This window comes from Tenacibaculum crassostreae (genome assembly GCF_964512405.1).
Classification (GTDB): domain Bacteria; phylum Bacteroidota; class Bacteroidia; order Flavobacteriales; family Flavobacteriaceae; genus Polaribacter; species Polaribacter crassostreae.
In genome coordinates this window covers 168,796-188,063 of the sequence record NZ_CAZELE010000003.1, presented here as the reverse complement: position 1 = coordinate 188,063, position 19,268 = coordinate 168,796, and the positions used below count along the sequence as shown (strand labels likewise).

Sequence of the window (19,268 nt, the reverse complement as noted above, 5' to 3'; positions counted from 1 at the left end):
TGGTTTTATTTTTGATACTGCAAAGCTACCCAATTATTTCTTTCGATAGTATTTTTTAATGTTAAACCGTACTTAGAAACCTCATTATCAATCGTTGGAATATCTTCCTTATAAAATCCACTTAACAATAAAGTTCCTTCTTCGTTTAAACAATCTGTATACGTTTTCATGTCATTCAGCAAAATATTTCTATTAATATTTGCTATAATAACATCATAGTTTTTACCTTTTAAAAGCAATGCTTCTCCTTCGTATACAGAAATATGTTTACAGTTGTTTCTTTCAACATTTTCAAGCGAATTCTCATAGCACCAAGCATCAATATCAATAGCATCAATAGGTTGCGCGCCTTTCATTTCAGCAAAAATTGCTAAAATCCCTGTTCCGCAACCCATATCTAACACTTTTTTACCTTCAATATCTAAATTAAGTAAATGTTGCACCATCATATGGGTGGTTTCATGATGTCCTGTACCAAAACTCATTTTTGGCTCGATAACAATATCGTATTTCAAATTAGGATTTTCATGAAAAGGCGCTCTTATACTTACTAAATCATCAACCTGAATAGGATTAAAGTTCTTTTCCCATTCGGCATTCCAATTCGTTTGCTCAATTTCTTTGTGTTCAAATTCAATAGAAAATTCTTCAGAGTTTAGCACAAAAACATCGTCTAAAATATCCGAGTTCCATACTTCTTTTTGAATATACGCAACAACTCCGTTCTCATTTTCAACAAAACTCTCAAACCCTACCGAACCTAACTCTGCAATTAAAATCTCAGTTGTTGGCTCTATCGGCGTAACTTTAAAAGTATATTCTATGTATATATTATCCATTAAATTGATTTAATAATTGCTACAAAATCTTCTGTTTTTAAGGCTGCTCCTCCAATTAAACCGCCATCAACATCAGGTTTAGAAAAAATCTCTTCAGCGTTAGCTGGTTTAACACTTCCTCCATATAAAATTGAAATTGCATTAGCTGTTTCATTTCCATAAACATTAACAAAAAGTTCTCTTACAAAAGCATGCATTTCTTGTGCTTGTTCTGGTGTAGCGGTTTCTCCTGTACCAATAGCCCAAACAGGTTCGTATGCTAAAACAATATTCTTAAAATCTTCATTTTTTAAGTGAAAAAGCGCTTTTTTTACTTGACTTTCAACTACTGCAAAATGATTTCCTGATTTTCTATCTTCTAACAATTCACCAAAACAAAAGATTACTTCTAAATTATTAGCTACAGCAGTATTTACCTTTTCAGCTAACAACTCATCAGTTTCACCAAAATATTCTCTGCGTTCTGAATGCCCAAGAATAACGATATCTACACCAATTTTTTTTAACATATCTGCAGACACCTCACCTGTAAAAGCACCACCTGTTGCTTGATGCATGTTTTGAGCTGCAACCTCAACAGCAGATTTTTTAGTCTTTTTAGTAGCATAATTTAGGTTTACAAAACTTGGAGCAATAATTACTCTTGTATCTTCTGCTAAACCGTTTTTTACTTCTTTCTTAATACCTTTAATTAGCTCTTTAGCTTCCTCAAGGTTTTTATTCATCTTCCAGTTACCTGCTACTATTTTTTGTCTCACTTTTGTTCTTTTTTCTGGTTATTGATTTATGGAATGCAAAATTACATTATTTCTAGGCTTTGACGAATTAATTTATCGGTTGCTTTTGTTGCGTTAAAAACCATAATTTTACCTGTTTCGTCAATTACTAAATATCTAGGAATCCAATTTAAACCTAAGAATTCACCCATTTTTCCTTCCCAACCTGATTGCATAAAATAATGATCTCCTTTAAGTTTCAAACGTTGTAAAGCTGCTTTCCAATCGTTTTGATTTCTGTCTAACGACAAAAACACATACACAACATCAGTGTTTTCTTCTTGAATTTTTCTAATTTCAAGTAAACCTTCTAAACAATCAGGACACCAAGATGCCCAAACATTAATCACTATTTTCTTGCCTTTGTGTTTTTCTAAAATATTTTTAAACGGAACGTTTTCTTCATCTACCGAAATAAAAACATCTTCCAACGCTTCTTTTGAAAACTGCTCTGGATTTTCTTTTGAACAACTTGCTATTGTTAAACTCACTAAAAATATAATCAAGAATTTCTTCATGCTACTGTACTTTATTTGTTAATTTATCTGATACTTTTGACGATTTGAATAATGATATTTTTCCATTTTCGTCAATGATTAAAAACCTCGGAATCGTTTTTAGTTTTAAAAACTTCCCCAATTCACCATCTCCTTTCTTCGGAATGTAATAATGCTGACCTTTTACCGGAATAGTTTCCAATCCTCTTTTCCAGTCGTGATAAGAATGATCAACTGACAAAAAAACATATACAACTTCTGTATTTTTCTCTTGAAAAGCAACAACATCCTTAAAACTATCTTGACTTACAGGGCAATAATTTGCAAATATTTGCACAAACTTTTTCTTCCCTTTATTTTTTGTTAAAATTTCTTGAAGTGTAGTCGATCTACGTTCTAAAGTAAGCAGTTCTTCGTTTAACGCATCATTTGTAAAATGTTTTGGCTGAAAAACAGCACAACTTGACAAAAAAACTAGTAAAATCAATAAAAAATAAAGTCTCATTTTATTGTAATCTTATTCGAGGATCTAACCAACTATATAAAACATCTACTAAAATATTTATGATGATAAATAGTGTTGCTACTACTAACACAGCTCCCATTATTACAGGTAAATCTAACGTGTTTAGCGAGTTTACTATTTCTTTTCCTAATCCGTTCCAGTTAAAAATGTACTCTACAAAAACCGCACCAGCTAACATCGAAGCAAACCAGCCCGAAATTGCTGTAATTACTGGATTTAACGAGTTTTTTAACGCATGATTTTTTATTACTTGATACATCGTTAATCCTTTCGCTTTTGCGGTTCGTATATAATCTTGACTTAAGGTTTCTAACAACGAATTTCGCATTAACTGAATTACCACTGCTAACGGACGAATACCCAAAACTATTGCTGGTAACAGTAAGTTTTTCCATTGAATATGAGTTCCTTCACCAAAATCATCAACTTCATATAAACTTCCTGTCATTTCTAAATTCGTATATTTATGCAACACAAAACCGAATAACCAAGCAAACAAAATTGCCGAAAAGAAAGAAGGCACGCTCATTCCTAAAGTACTAATAACCGCTATGATTCTATCAAAAAAAGTGTCTTTAAATAAAGCGGAAAAGATCCCTAAAACTATTCCTAAAACAAGGGCTATAACTATTGCCACAATTGCTAAAATTGCTGTATTGGGTAAAGTTTCTTTAATTACTTCGGAAACGTTTTTACCATTCTTCTGAAAAGATTGACGTAAATACGGAGTTTTTATAATCACCTTCGCATTTCCAACAGAAAACAAGGATTTCGCATTGTATTTTCCTTCAGACAAAAAAGTATAATCATCTACATTTTTACTATGAAAAGATAGCGGAGAAACATCATTTAAATAATATAAATACTGTGTGAACATAGGTTTGTCGAATCCGTATTTCTTACGAATATTTTGCAGCTGCTCGGTATCTTCTCGTTGATCTAACATCATACGAGCAGGGTCTCCGGGTAAAATATTAAACAGTAAAAAAATAACTGTTACCACCCCGAATAAGGTTAAAAATCCGTAAAAAAATTTATTGATGATATATTGAAACATATGTAACAAAGATAACAGAAACTGCTAAATTTATGTACTTTTGCCTAACTTTTACAACAACACATGACAACACAACAACTTGTATCTGAAATTCGAAAAAAGAAATCGTTTTTATGTATTGGACTCGATGTTGATTTAGACAAAATTCCAGCACATTTACTTCAAGAAGAAGATCCTATTTTTGCTTTTAACAAAGCTATTATTGATGCCACACACCATTTATGTGTAGCCTATAAACCAAACACTGCTTTTTACGAAGCTTACGGCATTAAAGGATGGAAATCTCTTGAAAAAACCATTAACTATTTAAACGAAAAACATCCAGAAATTTTCACCATTGCTGATGCAAAACGTGGCGATATTGGAAATACAAGTACCATGTATGCTAAAGCTTTTTTTGAAGATTTAGCGTTTGATTCGGTTACTGTTGCTCCGTATATGGGAAAAGATTCTGTAGAACCTTTTTTAGCTTTTGAGGACAAGCACACCATAATGTTAGCCTTGACTTCTAACCAAGGTGCTTTCAATTTTCAAACAAAAACTGTTGAAGGCAAAGAATTATATAAACAAGTGATTGAAACTTCAAAATCTTGGAAAAATTCACAAAACTTAATGTATGTTGTGGGAGCTACTAAAGCTGAATATTTAGGAGAAATTAGAAAAATTATTCCAAATAATTTTTTATTAGTTCCTGGAGTTGGTGCACAAGGTGGAAGTTTAGAAGAGGTTTGTAAGTATGGAATGACTGATACTATTGGTTTACTAATCAATTCTTCTCGTGGTATTATTTACGCTTCTAACAAAGAAGATTTTGCTAAAGCCGCTGTTGAAAAAGCTAAAGAATTACAATCTCAAATGGAAAAAATATTAAATCTGCAATAAATCACTATTTAAATGAAAACAAAAATACTACTTGCCCTATTCACATTATTTTTACTTGAGTCCTGTTCTAATGAACCTGAAAAAGAATCAACAATAACAATACCTGAACTTACTAATGAGGTTTTGGTATATGTTCCTGAAAAAATTAGCAAAAATTTAGTCTTAGTTGATGATGCTGCTAATACAGAAGTTTATTTATTAAAAAAAGACGGACAAAAATTTCATGAGTGGCAGTTAACTAATAGACTAGGAAATGATGTTGTTTTAGAAGAAAACGGCAAGCTTTTAGCCTTATTAAAGACTGATAACGATAAAATTACCTTTGGAGGTTCTGGTGGACAAATCCAAGTTATAAACCCTGACAATTCAGTTGATTGGCAATTTGTGTATTCTACAGAAGAGTATAATTTGCATCACGACATAGAAAGGCTACCAAACGGTAATATTATTGCTTTATTATGGGAAAAGAAAACAGCTGCACAAGCTCAAGAAATTGGATACAAACTAAACAAAGACATTTATATTGAGTCAGTAATAGAAATCAATCCAAATACAAATCAGATTGTTTGGAAATGGAGTTCTTGGGATCACTTAATTCAAGATGCTGATTCAAACAAATCTAACTTCGGATCTATATCGAATAATCCTCAATTGATTGATATTAATTTCAATAATTTAGATCATGGTGATATTATGCATGCTAATGCTATTGAATATGATAAAAAAAATGATTTAATTTTCATTAGTGTTAATTTTTATCATGAAGTTTGGGTAATAGATCATAGTACTACTTCCGAAGAAGCTAAAAATAATTCAGGTGGAAACTATAACAAAGGAGGTGACTTGTTATATAGGTTTGGAAACCCTTCAGCTCATAAGACAGAAGGAGATCAATTATTTTCAAACAATCATCATTGTAACATTATTAATGATAATTTACCAGGCGCAGGAAATATGCTAATTTTCAACAATGGTGCTGACAATAAACAATCAATAGTTTATGAACTACAACTTCCTAGTTCCTTTGATTTTAATAAATCCCCAGACATTATTTGGTCTTACACTAATTCTAATTTATTTTCTGCAAAAGTATCAGGAGCTCGAAGAGTAGAAAACGGAAACACTTTAATAACTGAAGGTGATTTTGGATATTGGGAAGTTACTCATAATAAAGAATTAGTTTGGCAATATAGTGGCTCTGGTTTCTTTTGGAGAGGATATCCATATAACTATACAGATTTAGCAATAAAAAATCTGAAGTCTAACTAAAATAAACAAATTCATTACCAAAACAAGCCTCAAGCCTTAGTTAAAGTTTTAATTAAGGCTTGTTTTTTATATTTAGATTTTTTTTTGAGATTTTAATTTGTTATAATGAAGATAGCAGTAACATATAGTTTTTATTGTATTTCAATTAATATTAACTCAGTTTTCAACTCAAAAAATATTTTCAATATTTAGCTATTTAATAAACCTTTATGTTAGAGTTTAATCGTGAAATTAAAAGAATAATTTCTCTTGTTCCTAGTCAAACAGAATTGTTGGTTGATTTAGGATTGGAAGACAGCATTGTTGGGGTTACTAAATTTTGCATTCATCCAAAAAATCTTTTAAAAACCAAAACAATTGTTGGAGGAACAAAAAACATCAAGATTGATAAAATAAAAGGACTTCAACCAGATATTATTCTTTGTAATAAAGAAGAAAACACTAAAGAAATTGTTGAAGCTTGTGAAAAAATTGCTACAACTCATGTTTCTGATATTTTTACACTTGATGATGCTAAAGAACTTATTCTACAATATGGCGATTTGTTTTCTTGTAAAATGGAAGCCTCAAAAATTGTTCAAGAATTAGATTTTAAAATCAACGATTTTAAATTATTCATCAAAAACAAAAAAGAGAGAACCGTTGCTTATTTTATTTGGAAAAATCCGTGGATGGTTGCTGCAAACAACACATTTATCAATCATTTACTAGAATTGAATAAGTTCAAAAATATTTATGCTAATCAAGAGCGTTACCCTGAAATTAGTTTTGAAACTTTGATAAAAGACAATCCTGAATTGATTTTACTTTCTTCTGAACCTTATCCTTTTAAAGAAAAACACTGTTTAGAAATAAAAAAATCCGCACACAATTCGACTCCCATATTGGTAGATGGTGAGTTCTTTTCTTGGTACGGTAGTAGGTTATTAAAAGCTTTTGACTATTTTAAACAATTACACAACAGTATTTGACATATCTTCATCTAAATATTTAATTCTATTTAGCTTTTCTAATATTTTCATTGCCTTAAATGCTGAACGATCGCTTTTGCACTCGTCTACATATTTATAATCATTAGCCGTTTCAACCAAGCTTCGGTATCTTTCTTCAAGATGTTTCTTATATCTTCGTAATTGAGCTATTCTAGACATTTCTAATAAGGTTAAACGGATTATAAATATACATAATTATTTGACTTACAATTTAATACACTTTAACAAATTATTAAAAAAGGGAAAAATCCTATAAACACAACTTTGTTATATAAAAAAAGACCTTCAAATTTTGAAGGTCTATTATAATAATTCTTTATTATATTATCTATTATCTTGTAAAGCAAAAACTTGACGTAATAAAGCTGTATCTCTTAAACCTACTTTTTCACGGATTCCTTTTTCTTCAACCGCAATCATTTTAAATACTCCTTCTAAAGCTTCAGTAGTTACATAATCAGTTAGATCAGGATTCACTTTATTTACAAATGGGATACTATTGTATTTCGTTATTAAATCTGACCAAATTCTATCTGCTCCAACTTTTTCAAATGAGTTTTTAATTACTGGATTAAACTTACTATACAAAGCTTGAGATGTTTTTCCTTCTAAATACATCGTTGCTGCATTTTGTTCTCCTAATAAAATATTCTTCGCATCAGCAAACGTAATTCCTTTTACAGCATCAACAAAAATAGGAGTTGCAGTTTTTACCGCATCTTCAGCAGTTCTATTTATTGCTTTTAATCCCTCATCAGCTAAAGAACTTAATCCTATTTTACGTAATCCTTTATCGACTACTTGTAATTCTTCTGGAAGTAAAATCTTAACCAAGTCATTTTTATAAAAACCATCGGTAGCTGTTAATTTACTTACTTGGTTTTGTATTCCGTTATCTAACGCCTCTCGTAAACCAGCTCCTATTTGCTCTTGCGATAGTACACCTCCTTGAGGTAATTGATTTACTACTTTTTGTAATTCGGCACATCCTGTTAAAACAACAACAAATGCCAACGCTATAATTTTTTTCATCCTAATTCAGTTTATATATATTTGATACAAATACTTACTAAAAGTCACTTTTTTTTTTAAAACTATCTGTTTTTTTATCATATCCGTACGGACAATGTTTACATCCACTTTTACAACAATACCCACGACGTAAGTGGTAATTTTCTTTAAAAACCCTATATCCTTGTTCGTTGGTATAATACTCGTCAGGAGTCGGTTTTAATATTTCATTTCTCATACTACAAATATCACAAAAAAAATACGCTAAACAGGAACGATACCTAATTAACGTATTCTTAATTATATAAAATTTACTTTGTTTATTTTTTACTTGGTGGATACTTTGCCATTATTTCTGCGACAAATTCTTTAATACGTGCTTCTTTCTTTTCAATATTCTGAATTCTTAAAGCTCCTGTACCAATTCCTTGCCAAACCAATTCTTTGTTTTTTGCATCAATAATATCTAAAAACAAGGTTCCTTCGGTATATTGATTAACATCTAAACGATTGGTTCCTCCCCACATCCAAGGATTCCATCCCCAACCGTAACCCCAGTTGTTATCGTTGATATTAATTCGTTCTCTTGATTTTGTAAACAAACTCACCAACACATCAGGAGTCGCAGATTTTGTCATTCCTTTTGCAAGTAATTCAGCTTCAATCGCGCGCATTATACGTTTTTTATCTAAATCAGATATTGTTGCTTTATCAATTCCTGTTTTATAAAACGCAAATGTTTTATACTGGTTAAAATCAACCTTTGTGTCATAATCAGTCATCACTCTTACCGAACTACATGATGTAATTAGTAAAGCGATCATTGGTAAAAAAAGTAATTGTATTCTTTTCATTTTCTTAGGGTTTATACATTTTCTAATAATGCATCATCCACTAAGTTTGGTAACGTTACTTTTAAGTTAGGTTCAACATTCATGGCACGTTTAATGGCAAAAACTGCTTCTTCATTTCTTGCCCAACTACGACGTGCAATTCCGTTATTAACATCCCAGAAAAGCATTGATTTTAAGCGTCTTGATGCATCTAAAGAACCATCAAGAAGCATGCCAAATCCACCATTCATAACTTCTCCCCATCCTACTCCACCTCCATTGTGGATTGAGACCCAAGTTGCCCCTCTAAAGCTATCTCCAATTACATTATGAATAGCCATATCTGCGGTAAAACGTGACCCGTCATAAATATTCGAAGTTTCTCTATAAGGTGAATCTGTTCCTGATACATCATGATGATCACGACCTAATACTACTGGACCAATTTCTCCTCTTTCGATGGCTTCATTAAACGCTTGTGCTATTTTCATACGTCCTTCAGCATCTGCATATAAAATACGTGCTTGAGAACCAACTACTAATTTATTTTCTTGCGCTCCTTTAATCCACTGGATGTTATCAGCCATTTGTTGCTGAATTTCTTCTGGTGAATTTTTCATGATTTCTTCTAAAACTTCACAAGCAATTGCATCAGTCTTTACTAAATCTTCTGGTTTTCCTGAAGTACACACCCAACGGAAAGGTCCGAATCCATAATCAAAACACATTGGCCCCATGATGTCTTGCACATAACTCGGGTATTTAAATTCTCTTCCTAAAGTTGGATTTGGATTCATAACATCGGCTCCTGCTCTACTTGCTTCTAATAAAAAGGCATTTCCATAATCAAAGAAATACGTTCCTTTTTCGGTATGCTTATTAATCGCTTTTGCATGACGACGTAAGGTTTCTTGTACCTTTTCTTTGAATAACTCAGGATTATTCGCCATCATTTCGTTAGATTCTTCAAACGATATATCTACAGGATAATATCCTCCTGCCCATGGATTGTGTAAAGACGTTTGATCAGATCCTAAATCAATATACACATCTTCTTCAGCAAACTTCTCCCAAACCTCTACAACGTTTCCTAAATACGCTATCGAAACAACTTCTTTATTCTCTTTTGCTTTGCGAACACGCGCTACTAATTCATCTAAATCTGTAATCTTTTCATCAATCCACCCCTGATCTAAACGTACTTGTGTAATTTTCGGATTTACTTCAGCACAAACAGTAATACATCCAGCAATATTACCTGCTTTAGGTTGTGCTCCACTCATTCCACCCAGACCAGCAGTAACAAATAAATTTCCTTTTGGAGACTTTCCTATTTTTCTAAATCCATTTAACACAGTAATTGTAGTTCCATGAACAATTCCTTGTGGTCCAATATACATATAACTACCCGCAGTCATCTGTCCATATTGCGTTACTCCTAACGCGTTGAACTTCTCCCAATCATCTGGTTTTGAGTAATTCGGGATCATCATTCCATTGGTAACAACAACTCTTGGCGCATCTTTATGTGAAGGGAATAATCCCATTGGATGTCCTGAATACATTACCAATGTCTGTTCATCGGTCATTTCCGACAAATATTGCATGGTTAGTAAATATTGTGCCCAGTTAGAAAACACAGCTCCATTCCCTCCATATGTGATTAATTCATGTGGGTGCTGTGCAACTGCATAATCTAAATTGTTTTGAATCATTACCATAATAGACCTTGCCTGTAATGATTTTCCTGGATATTCCTCAATTGGTCGTGCATACATTCTGTAATCAGGTCTAAAACGATACATATAAATACGTCCGTATTTCTCTAATTCTTCTTTAAATTCAGGTATTAGTTCAGCATGATGTACTGCATCAAAATATCGCAAAGCATTTCTTAAGGCTAACTTTTTTTCTTCATTCGTTAGTATTTCTTTACGCTTTGGAGCATGATTTATAGTTGTGTCATATTCCTTTTTATGTGGTAATATAGTTGGTATTCCTTGTTGAATTTGTTCTTTAAATGTCATTTTGTACGATTTTAGCTTTCATCATATAGATGAAAACTGGTTAATTTTTAAATGCTTTGATAAACGTAAAAATGAAAAACTATGGATAACGGATATCTGCTCTGTGATACTGAGCTTCTATCCTTTTTTTATATTTTAAAGTTAAAAAATCCATCTTTTTTGAAGTTTGTACAAATATAGGCTTATACCTCTAAAAACCTGTTTTTAAACGGTAGATTTTTTTGAATCTCTATACTGAAATTTAAAAAAACGTATCTTTGGTAAGGTTATTGCAAAAACAGGCTCGTGATATTTATTTCAAAATATATAATACCTAAAGGTTTTGCCGGATTAACATTGTATCCGTTTATTTTTCTCAAAAGAGAAGACTTAAAAGGGAATCCTGTTTTGATAAACCATGAAAAAATCCACTTAAAACAACAACGAGAATTATTAATCATATTCTTTTACTTTTTTTACCTTATTGAGTGGTTTATTAGATTACTCATCTATCGTAAAGCTTCATTAGCCTATAAAAATATTAGTTTTGAAAGAGAAGCTTATCAAAACGAATACAATTTAGAATATTTGCAGAACAGAAAATTTTGGGCGTTTCTTAACTATATATAATTCCTAAAAAAACATCATTTTCCTTAATATTTCCGTAAATTGCGTACCCAAAAATTAAGACAATTTACGAATGGAACAAATAGCTCCTTATAAACCAAAACATAAAGTACGAATTGTAACTGCAGCCTCTTTATTTGACGGACACGATGCAGCTATTAATATAATGCGTAGAATTATTCAATCTACTGGGGTTGAAGTAATTCACTTAGGACACGACAGAAGTGTTGAAGAAGTGGTAAACTGTGCAATACAAGAAGATGCGAATGCAATTGCAATGACATCGTACCAAGGAGGTCACAATGAATACTTTAAATATATGTATGACCTTTTACAAGAAAAAGGAGCAGGTCATATTAAAATATTTGGTGGCGGCGGTGGAGTAATTCTTCCTGAAGAAATTAAGGAATTAATGGATTACGGAATTACTCGTATTTATTCTCCTGATGATGGTCGTGAGTTAGGCTTACAAGGAATGATTAATGATTTAGTTGAAAAATCTGATTTCGCAATAGGAGATACATTAAATGGAGAAGTTAGCAAATTAGCTGATAAGGAAATTGGAAGTATCGCTAGGGTAATTTCTTCTGCTGAAAACTTTCCTGAGGTTGCCAAAGATGCTTTGGATATCATTCACAACAAAAATAAAGATTCTAAAACTCCAGTTTTAGGTATTACAGGTACGGGAGGAGCTGGAAAATCGAGTTTAGTAGATGAGCTAGTTCGTCGTTTTTTAATCGACTTTCCAAATAAAACTATCGGATTAATTTCTGTAGATCCTTCAAAACGTAAAACGGGAGGAGCTTTATTAGGTGATCGTATTCGTATGAATGCTATTAATAACGAACGTGTATATATGCGTTCGCTAGCAACACGTCAATCTAATTTAGCACTATCAAAGTATGTAAATGAAGCAGTAGAAGTTTTAAAAGCTGCAGAATTTGATTTAATCATTTTAGAAACTTCTGGTATCGGACAATCAGATACTGAGATTATTGAGCATTCTGATACTTCGTTGTATGTAATGACTCCAGAATTTGGTGCTGCTACTCAGTTAGAAAAAATTGACATGCTTGATTTCGCTGATTTAGTTGCCATCAACAAATTTGACAAAAGAGGAGCTTTAGATGCCTTACGCGATGTAAAAAAACAATACATGCGTAACAACAATTTATGGGATGTTCACATGGATAACATGCCTGTTTTTGGAACTATTGCTTCTCAATTCAACGATCCAGGAATGAACTCGCTATACAAAGCGATTATGGATAAGTTAGTGGAAAAAACTGAAGCTGATTTACAATCTACCTTTGAAATCACCAAAGAAATGTCTGAAAAGATATTTGTAATTCCACCAAGTAGAACACGTTATTTATCTGAAATTTCAGAAAACAATAGAGCCTACGACAAAAAGGTTGATGATCAAGAAAAAGTAGCTCAAAAATTATATGGAATTTATAAAACTATCGAAAGTGTTTCAGAAACTGAAATAACAATAGATAAATCTGGAATAGAAGCGAGTTCAATAAATTCAAACGAAGAAAATAAAGACTTTTTAAAACTTTTGCTTGCTGAGTTTGATAGAGTAAAAATGAATTTAGACCCTTATAACTGGGAAATCATTTTAAACTGGAAAGAGAAAGTAAAAAAATATAAAGACCCAATTTATTCGTTTAAAGTTCGAGACAAAGAAATTAAGATTGAAACTCATAGTGAATCGTTATCTCACTCACAAATACCTAAAGTTGCTTTACCAAAATACCAAGCTTGGGGAGATTTGTTACGTTGGAACTTACAAGAAAATGTTCCTGGTGAATTCCCATATGCTTCTGGATTATATCCATTTAAACGTACTGGTGAAGACCCTACAAGAATGTTTGCTGGTGAAGGTGGTCCAGAAAGAACTAACAGGCGTTTCCACTACGTAAGTTTAGGAATGCCAGCTAAACGTCTTTCGACAGCTTTTGACTCGGTAACTTTATACGGAAACGACCCTGGACATCGACCAGATATTTACGGTAAAATTGGTAATGCAGGAGTTTCTATTTGTTGTTTAGATGATGCTAAGAAGTTGTACTCTGGTTTTGATTTAAGTCACGCCATGACTTCTGTTTCTATGACTATTAATGGTCCAGCACCTATGTTATTAGGATTCTTTATGAATGCTGCCATAGATCAGAACTGTGAGAAGTACATTAAAGAACATGGTTTAGAAAGTAAAGTAGAAGCCAAACTTAAAGAACTATATGACAATAAAGGTATTGATCGCCCTAAGTATAACGGAGACTTACCAGAAGGTAATGACGGATTAGGTTTATTACTTTTAGGAGTAACTGGTGATCAAATTTTACCTGCTGATGTATATGCTGAAATTAAAGCAAATACCTTAGCACAAGTTCGTGGAACTGTTCAAGCGGATATTTTAAAAGAAGATCAGGCTCAAAATACGTGTATTTTCTCTACAGAATTTGCGTTGCGTTTAATGGGAGATGTTCAGGAATATTTTATCGAGAAAAATGTTAGAAATTTCTATTCTGTTTCTATTTCTGGGTATCATATTGCTGAAGCAGGTGCAAATCCAATAACCCAATTAGCATTAACCTTAGCAAACGGATTTACATACGTTGAATATTATTTATCAAGAGGAATGGATATCAACGCATTTGGTCCAAACTTATCATTCTTCTTCTCTAATGGTATTGATCCAGAATACGCAGTTATTGGTCGTGTTGCTCGTAAAATTTGGGCAAAAGCATTGAAATTTAAATACAATGCAAACCCAAGAGCACAAATGTTAAAGTATCACATTCAAACTTCTGGACGTTCATTACACGCACAAGAAATTGACTTTAACGATATTCGTACAACGTTACAAGCATTATACGCTATCTACGACAACTGTAACTCACTACATACAAATGCATATGATGAAGCGATTACAACTCCTACGGAAGAATCTGTACGTCGTGCAATGGCAATTCAGTTGATCATCAACAAAGAATTAGGGTTGGCTAAAAATGAAAATCCTATTCAAGGTTCATTTATTATTGAAGAATTAACAGATTTAGTAGAAGAAGCTGTATTAGCAGAATTTGATAGAATTACAGAACGTGGCGGGGTTTTAGGAGCGATGGAAACCATGTACCAGCGTTCTAAAATTCAAGAAGAAAGTTTATACTACGAAACCTTAAAACATACAGGTGAATTTCCTATAATTGGTGTAAACACGTTCTTGAGTTCTAAAGGCTCTCCAACTGTTACTCCGCAAGAAGTGATTAGAGCTACTGAAGAGGAAAAACAGTTCCAAATTAAAACTAAAGAAAATCTTAATGAGGCCAACAAAACTAAAGTCGCAGAAGAATTAGCAAAAATTCAGACTGCTGCTATTCAAAATGAAAATATTTTTGAAAAATTAATGGAAGCTTCAAAAGTATGTTCTTTAGGTCAAATTACTTCTGCTTTATTTGAAGTTGGTGGGCAATACAGACGAAATATGTAGTAAACAATGTTTACTGATAATCATAAAAAACCTCACAAATTTGTGAGGTTTTTCTTTTTATCAAAAAAAAACAATTATTTCTGTAATAATTTTAATTCTAAGATTACTTATTAATAAAACACAATTTTGAGTAACGATTTTTATACAACATCCATTTTACCACATGCTGGTATTATTATTAAAATTTGTAGAGCTTACACAGACTCTCAAGAAGATTTTGAAGACTTTTATCAAGAAGCATGTTTGCAAATTTGGAAAAGTAGAGATGCTTTTCAAAATAAATCAAAATGGTCTACTTGGATTTATAGAATCACTTTAAATGTTTGTTTAACCTTAGCTAAAAGAAATGCTAAAAAAGGATATTCTTTAGAGAAAACTCCCAATTTATCAGAAAATAATAAAGCTTTTCAAAACGAAGATTTAAACTTGTTATATGATGCAATAAAAAAACTATCTGAAGTCGACAGAGCGATAATTTTACTGCATTTAGAAGAAAATCCTTACAAAGAAATTGCTGCGATTATTGGAACTAGCGCTAACAATATTGCAGTTCGCATTAACAGAATTAAAAAACAATTAAAAGAATTATTAGATGGAAAAATCAATTGAAAAAATTTGGAATGAAGCTTTTATAGATGAGCAGTCATTAATCGCTCCCAAAGTAATTGACATATATAATCAAAAGTCAAAATCTATTATCAATAAAATTAAAAAAACCTACGAGTTTGATAATAAAGGTTTGCTTCCAATGGCAGGTATTGTAGTTATTGGTGGAATCCTTTTATCAGAAACTATTATAGGTACTTATGGAGCTTTTTTAATTTTATGCTTGTATTTTTTTAACACTAAACTGTTAAGTAGGTTTAATAATATCGATGTAAAATCTGATAATCTTACTTATTTAAAAAATTACAGAAGTATTATTACAAGTATAACGAATGCTACCAAGAAGCTATTTATTTTCGCTATTCCACTTGCAGTATTGTCAATATTTATTTTAGCTTACAATATCAAAGAAACCAGCTTTCTTTCAAAATATATTTCCGAGGATACTACATTTATACAAATGACAGGTGTCGGATTAATTGTTGCTGTTTGTATTGGAATCATTGGTATAATCGTCTTTACGGTTTCTACTAAAATCTTATACGGAACATTGATTTCTAAATTAGATGATATTATAAAAGAACTAGAAACTTTAAAAAATTAAATAGAAAAATCCCGAGTTATAAACTCGGGATTTTTCTATTTAATAAATCGTGTGATTACTTAATATCTTTCAACAACACCTCAACAGCTTTTTTTAGCTGAGCATCTTCACCTCTTTCTTTCCATCCTGGTGCATTTTTCACTAAATAATCTGGAATTGCAGGAGCTTCATTTTCCATATTCTCTCCTGTCTTCTTAACAAACCAAGCTCTGAAAGGCATACGCACAATTCCGTTTTGCAATCTAACGGCTCCAGTAGAAATTACAGCTCCGAAAGTAGGTTGCCCCACTAACTTACCTAATCCTAAGTTTTTAAATGCATGCGAGAAAATTTCAGCATTCGAATAACTATTCTCATTACACAATGCCACCACAGGTTTTGTGTTTACTGATAAAATAGCACGCTCGTTAAAAGGATAATTTCCGCTATAATTCTTATGATTTTTTAAGCTTTTTGTAGCTCCTCTTGGAATTGTATACGCATGCTGATCTACGTTTAATACTGCCATTAAACGATCGGTAGTCCAACCCCCGCCATTATAACGTACATCAATTACGATTCCCTTTTTACCATAACCACTTGCTTTTAATTCACGCTCAAAACGCTCAAAACTTGGCATACTCATTCCTTGAATATGAATATATCCTAATTGACCATTTGAATACTCATCTACCAATTTCTTTCTTGAAGAAACCCAAGCTTCATACTGAGCTCTTCTTATTGAACTTTGCGGACGAACGATAACATCTCTTCCGTTTTTTAAAGTCAATAACACTTCATTTCCTTGAGTATTTTTTAATAAACTGTAAAAATTTGTGTTCTTTTGAATTTCTTGTCCGTTAACAGAAGTAATAACATCTCCTATGTTTAATTTACTTGCCGATTTATCAGCTACTGTATTTTCTAAAACGTAAACCACACGAGCACCTTCCGAAGTATTTTCAACTTCTAATCCTAATAATCCAATTTTATCACTGATGTTTCTCGGACCTCTACCTCTATAACCCATATGACTAGCATTTAACTGCCCTAACAGCAAGTTAAACATATAGCTATAATCTTCATGTGTGGTAGCAGAAAGTACCCATGGTTTGTACTTTTTAACCAGTCCGTTCCAATCGTACCCATGAAACTCTGGGTCGTAAAAGCCAGCAGTTAAAGCTCTGATACCTTCTTCAAAAATTTGTGTGTACTCCTTTTCTATATTTCTTGTATAAGTTGCAGAATGTGGCAAACCTGTAACTTTATCTGATTTTGTATCTAATTGCTTTAAACTTCCATTTGAAACAAAGTATATCTTTCCTTTATTTACCTCAAACCCTCCAGCTCTTGAGACTCCTTTAATTACTTTAGGTTTTGATCCGTCCCACTTAATTTTGTATAAACTTCTTTTTTTAGTTGATGGATCGGTAGCTGAAAAATAGATAAATTCACTATCAGCACTAAAGGTTGGACTATACTCATTGTCTTGTAAAGAAGTTACTTGAACCAAGCGATCGTAAATTCTATCTGGATCGATTTTAACCTCAACTTTTTTCTTCTTTTTTGACTTCTTTTTATCTTTTTTATCAGACTTATCGTCTTCTTTTTTCTCTGGATAATAAGCCCCTTCTTCGTGATCTAACTTCGACTTTTCCCAATCTTCTTTTTGCAACCAAACCATCCAAACGTCATAGTTAATTCCGCTTCGATTAGAAATAAATGCTAACTTTTTTCCATCAGCACTCCAAACAGGACTCCTATCACTACGTGGATGCATTGAAACATTCATTTTTTTAGATTTATCTGCTACCGACTGAATAAATATTTCGCTATCAAAATTTAAGTCTTCTTGTGAATATGCTACGTATTTACTATCAGGACTCCAAGAAAAATCTTCGGCTGCTGCCCAAGAGTCAGAATATACTTCAGGTTTTACTATTTTTCCATCTTTGATATCTGCTATCATTAACACTCCACGTCCTACTTGGTAAGCAATTTTTTTTCCGTCAGGTGAAACCATAGGATTATCTACATCTTCTTTGCTATTGGTTAATTTAGAAACTTTTGTTTTTAAACTTCTATGCAACCCAACCAAAGTATCTGTTGAAACTGCACTGTACAGCTCAAAATGTCCATCTCTATCAGACATAAAAACAACCGTTTTATCATCTAACCATTGCGGGCTGCGATCTCTATACGGATGCTTACTTACGTTATTAGAACGCTTTCTCTCTTTGTCATTTTCTTTCACAAAGATCTCTCCGTTAATTTCCATCGCTATTTTTTTTCCGTCAGGAGAAACTGCATAACCGTTAATTCCGTTTGAAACCGTTTTGGTTTCTTCTTCAGCAAAACGATTGTCTGAAGCAATGTTTAAATTAATTTTTGAAGCTTTATTGTTTTCTATTTTGTACGTGTCAACTCCGCTTAGGTACACAATTGTTCCGTTGTTGCTTACTGAAAAAGTACGAACCCCATCTTTTTTATGTGAAGTTAATTGAGAAGCAGTTCCGTTTGCTGTTCCGTTATCAGAAATTGCTTGCTTATAAATATTGTAACGACCAATTTGAGCTCCGATGTAGTATAAATTCCCTGCAACATCCCAACGAGGAGAATGATCGTTTTTATTACTTGTTGTAATTTGATTGTACTGATTAGTAACTGTGTTATAAATCCAAATATCGCGTTGCGCTGAACCTGAATAATCTTCACGAGCAATTCTACATGCTCCTTTGGTAAATGCAATTAATTTTCCGTTTGGAGACACTTGTGCATCTTCACCATAAGCTGTTAACAAACGTTTAGGTGTTCCTCCTTTTTGGCTTACTGCATACATTTGACGATCCCATTCTGGACCACGATATACTCTTCCTGTTGAAAAAATAATATCTCCTTTGGAAGTCCAATTTGTTGGAATATTTGCAGTTGGATAATACGTTAATTGCTTTGGAACTCCGCCTTTTAAAGAGGTGGTAAAAACATTATCGTTTCCTTTTCTGTTTGAGGAAAAAGCGATTTCAGTCCCTTTTGAATTCCACACCGGATTACTTTCATACGCTGAATGAATGGTTAAACGATTGGTTTGTTGTGTTGTAAAATTGTAGGTCCAAATATCACCGTGATAACTAAATGCCATTTGTGAAGCATCTGGACTAATAGCTGGTACTCTTATTAAGGTATGTTGAGCAACCAAAATATTGCTAGCAAATACCGCTATTACTAATAGTAATTTTTTAGTAGTCATTATAAATATTCATTAAAA

Annotated in this window: 17 protein-coding genes; 6 read left to right on the top strand and 11 right to left on the bottom strand. The window is 32.3% G+C overall.

What is annotated here, in order from left to right; genetic code table 11:
- Positions 1 to 5 precede the first annotated feature (5 nt).
- The 5 genes from prmA to ACKTST_RS03065 are packed head-to-tail and all read right to left on the bottom strand — an operon-like array spanning position 6 to position 3,695.
- Positions 6 to 839 carry a 50S ribosomal protein L11 methyltransferase gene (gene prmA / locus ACKTST_RS03085; protein ID WP_408046335.1) on the bottom strand — a complete coding sequence of 278 codons (834 nt, stop codon included), beginning with the start codon at positions 837 to 839 and terminating at the stop codon, positions 6 to 8.
- Positions 839 to 1,597, bottom strand: coding sequence for a triose-phosphate isomerase (gene tpiA, locus ACKTST_RS03080; protein ID WP_408046334.1), 759 nt, complete (start codon positions 1,595 to 1,597; stop codon positions 839 to 841). The genes prmA and tpiA overlap by 1 nt, the downstream gene beginning before the upstream one ends.
- Before the next feature lie 41 nt (positions 1,598 to 1,638).
- Positions 1,639 to 2,133, bottom strand: a complete 495-nt coding sequence (locus ACKTST_RS03075) for a redoxin family protein (RefSeq protein ID WP_408046333.1) — start codon at positions 2,131 to 2,133, stop codon at positions 1,639 to 1,641.
- Between the two features lies 1 nt (position 2,134).
- Positions 2,135 to 2,617, bottom strand: a complete 483-nt coding sequence (locus tag ACKTST_RS03070) for a TlpA family protein disulfide reductase (RefSeq protein WP_408046332.1) — start codon at positions 2,615 to 2,617, stop codon at positions 2,135 to 2,137.
- A gap of 1 nt (position 2,618) precedes the next feature.
- Complete coding sequence (locus tag ACKTST_RS03065) at positions 2,619 to 3,695, bottom strand: ABC transporter permease (RefSeq protein ID WP_408046331.1); 1,077 nt, start codon at positions 3,693 to 3,695, stop codon at positions 2,619 to 2,621.
- A gap of 63 nt (positions 3,696 to 3,758) precedes the next feature.
- Here ACKTST_RS03065 and pyrF point away from each other — a divergent pair, with 63 nt between their 5' ends.
- The 3 genes from pyrF (at position 3,759) to ACKTST_RS03050 (ending at position 6,817) form a co-directional block, all read left to right on the top strand.
- Positions 3,759 to 4,577, top strand: coding sequence for an orotidine-5'-phosphate decarboxylase (gene pyrF, locus ACKTST_RS03060; protein WP_408046330.1), 819 nt, complete (start codon positions 3,759 to 3,761; stop codon positions 4,575 to 4,577).
- A gap of 12 nt (positions 4,578 to 4,589) precedes the next feature.
- Positions 4,590 to 5,846: an aryl-sulfate sulfotransferase gene (locus ACKTST_RS03055; RefSeq protein WP_408046329.1), complete on the top strand. Its 1,257-nt coding sequence runs from the start codon at positions 4,590 to 4,592 to the stop codon at positions 5,844 to 5,846.
- A 209-nt stretch (positions 5,847 to 6,055) separates the two neighbouring features.
- Entirely contained in the window at positions 6,056 to 6,817 is a 762-nt protein-coding gene (locus ACKTST_RS03050) for an ABC transporter substrate-binding protein (RefSeq protein WP_408046328.1), read from the top strand.
- Here ACKTST_RS03050 and ACKTST_RS03045 read toward each other — a convergent pair.
- From ACKTST_RS03045 to ACKTST_RS03025, 5 genes are all read right to left on the bottom strand, one after another.
- Complete coding sequence (locus ACKTST_RS03045; RefSeq protein ID WP_408046327.1) at positions 6,800 to 6,997, bottom strand: hypothetical protein; 198 nt, start codon at positions 6,995 to 6,997, stop codon at positions 6,800 to 6,802. The genes ACKTST_RS03050 and ACKTST_RS03045 overlap by 18 nt on opposite strands.
- Before the next feature lie 165 nt (positions 6,998 to 7,162).
- Positions 7,163 to 7,870 carry a DUF4197 domain-containing protein gene (locus tag ACKTST_RS03040; protein ID WP_408046326.1) on the bottom strand — a complete coding sequence of 236 codons (708 nt, stop codon included), beginning with the start codon at positions 7,868 to 7,870 and terminating at the stop codon, positions 7,163 to 7,165.
- Positions 7,871 to 7,907: 37 nt separating this feature from the next.
- Entirely contained in the window at positions 7,908 to 8,087 is a 180-nt protein-coding gene (locus ACKTST_RS03035; RefSeq protein WP_408046325.1) for a DUF5522 domain-containing protein, read from the bottom strand.
- A gap of 82 nt (positions 8,088 to 8,169) precedes the next feature.
- On the bottom strand, positions 8,170 to 8,703 hold the full coding sequence (locus ACKTST_RS03030; protein WP_408046324.1) for a DUF4136 domain-containing protein: 534 nt from the start codon (positions 8,701 to 8,703) through the stop codon (positions 8,170 to 8,172).
- Between the two features lie 11 nt (positions 8,704 to 8,714).
- Complete coding sequence (locus tag ACKTST_RS03025; RefSeq protein ID WP_408046323.1) at positions 8,715 to 10,709, bottom strand: urocanate hydratase; 1,995 nt, start codon at positions 10,707 to 10,709, stop codon at positions 8,715 to 8,717.
- A 679-nt stretch (positions 10,710 to 11,388) separates the two neighbouring features.
- Here ACKTST_RS03025 and ACKTST_RS03020 point away from each other — a divergent pair.
- The 3 genes from ACKTST_RS03020 (at position 11,389) to ACKTST_RS03010 (ending at position 16,024) form a co-directional block, all read left to right on the top strand.
- Positions 11,389 to 14,814: a methylmalonyl-CoA mutase family protein gene (locus tag ACKTST_RS03020; protein ID WP_408046322.1), complete on the top strand. Its 3,426-nt coding sequence runs from the start codon at positions 11,389 to 11,391 to the stop codon at positions 14,812 to 14,814.
- A gap of 126 nt (positions 14,815 to 14,940) precedes the next feature.
- Positions 14,941 to 15,423, top strand: coding sequence for an RNA polymerase sigma factor (locus ACKTST_RS03015; RefSeq protein ID WP_408046321.1), 483 nt, complete (start codon positions 14,941 to 14,943; stop codon positions 15,421 to 15,423).
- Positions 15,407 to 16,024 (top strand): hypothetical protein, encoded by a 618-nt coding sequence (locus ACKTST_RS03010; RefSeq protein WP_408046320.1) that lies wholly within the window; start codon positions 15,407 to 15,409, stop codon positions 16,022 to 16,024. The genes ACKTST_RS03015 and ACKTST_RS03010 overlap by 17 nt, the downstream gene beginning before the upstream one ends.
- 55 nt (positions 16,025 to 16,079) lie before the next feature.
- Here ACKTST_RS03010 and ACKTST_RS03005 read toward each other — a convergent pair whose 3' ends face one another.
- Entirely contained in the window at positions 16,080 to 19,250 is a 3,171-nt protein-coding gene (locus tag ACKTST_RS03005; protein WP_408046319.1) for a S41 family peptidase, read from the bottom strand.
- Between the last annotated feature and the right edge of the window lie 18 nt (positions 19,251 to 19,268).